Below are 1,370 nucleotides of genomic sequence, written 5' to 3'. Positions count from 1 at the left end.
CTATTGAGCGATGAAGGCCTTTCCGACAAGACCTTGGTCCGAATTAACATTTACCAGACCCGTTCGAATGATCCGGCCAATGCAGGGGCAGGGATCATGCTGGTAACAAGCATCGCGAACGGCACCTTCGAGCCGGAGGAACTGTCTCTTCTCCAGGGGCTGTTCGATATGCTTTGTGAGCTGCGCGGCATTAACCGCGAAAGCCCCGAAGCTACGACGGCTGCCGAAAGCCTGATTGCACGTTACAAAGCCGGCCTTCGCGGCGATGAACTTTTTTCTATCGGTCGCGCCGGAGTAGCTGCTGCTCCAACTCTCTTCAGGCAATCCATCGGGAACCATTAAGGTCACAAAGGGGTTGGGCTCGGTCAAACCGTGCGGGCCAACCATGCAAGAGCTTTCTCCCGAGCAACAGCAGGCTACATCGCGTCTCATTCGGTCGTGGATTACTTCAGAGACGCTGCGCCATCAAATCCGCCAACTGCTGGGAGGTCCAGCAGATTGGGATGTGACCGAGCAGCATCGGTCCATGCTTGACGAGCTGGATCGGAAGCTGAACGAATGACCCATGGCACAGCAGCGGTACGACTTAAGGCAAGAGCCAGGTGGAAGCTGGACGGTGTTCGACGTGTTCACCGGCCTGGCGGCTGATGCGTGGGGCGCGCCGGCTGAAGGTCTGGACATGGGACATGCCGACGATCTGGTTGGCCTGCGAACGACATTGACCTGAAGCGTAGGGTCGCCCGAGGTGACTTCTAACCGTTGCTTCAATCTTCCCGCCGACCGCATCGACAGATGGTGATTTGGCAGGCTCGCCTATCGTGCTCTCTACCCGCTGCAGGATCGTATCGAGGGGCTCCGCGACCAGGATCTCGGCGAGCGGTCGATAGACGAATCCCAGGGACTCGGCGCGAGCAGACAGCTGAAGGCCCTTGCGATCCTCGGATTTGACTTCGCCGCGTCGGGAGTAACCCGTCCTTTCAGCGTGCGCAGCCCAATGGTAACTCCTGGGCGTCTTGCTCCCAGCGCTACAGCTCGAACCGCAGTTGACGTTGATCCGGCGGCAACACATCGCCTAGCGACGAAGCGTGACGCCATTCGGATGAGTTTCATGCCGCCCGTTCGCCAGGCGCTTCAATTGCCAAAGGGGGTGCGGTTCTATGTCAAAAGGGTAGGTCGGCACGATCAGATTACCAAGCAAGGGTGACGGTGACCGTGCCGACCGGCACTGGTCATAAGGAGGGACCCAAACAACCAGATCTACAAACTACGCGCAAAACGGTAATCCCGCAACTAAGCCCCATGGCCTAGGCTGCCCGTCAGGGCCATTGCGCGATAGCACCATAGGCACCAGAGTTGGGTATATATTAGTT

At 58.2% G+C, this 1,370-nt stretch carries 2 protein-coding genes; both read left to right on the top strand.

Features of this window, described 5'->3' with window-relative positions:
• On the top strand, nt 1–342 hold a 342-nt coding region (locus EOA22_RS33705; protein WP_164756188.1), incomplete at its 5' end, for a hypothetical protein.
• A gap of 223 nt (nt 343–565) precedes the next feature.
• Complete coding sequence (locus EOA22_RS33700; RefSeq protein ID WP_244514446.1) at nt 566–727, top strand: hypothetical protein; 162 nt, start codon at nt 566–568, stop codon at nt 725–727.
• Nucleotides 728–1,370 lie beyond the last annotated feature (643 nt).

The organism is Mesorhizobium sp. M7A.F.Ca.US.014.04.1.1 (genome assembly GCF_003998745.1).
GTDB lineage: Bacteria > Pseudomonadota > Alphaproteobacteria > Rhizobiales > Rhizobiaceae > Mesorhizobium > Mesorhizobium ciceri.
This window is presented reverse-complemented; position numbering and strand designations above follow the sequence as displayed.

Bases quoted from the DNA above. Each gene is read 5' to 3' on its own strand.
- EOA22_RS33700 (WP_244514446.1), top strand. From the start codon at position 566: ATGGCACAGCAGCGGTACGACTTAAGGCAAGAGCCAGGTGGAAGCTGG.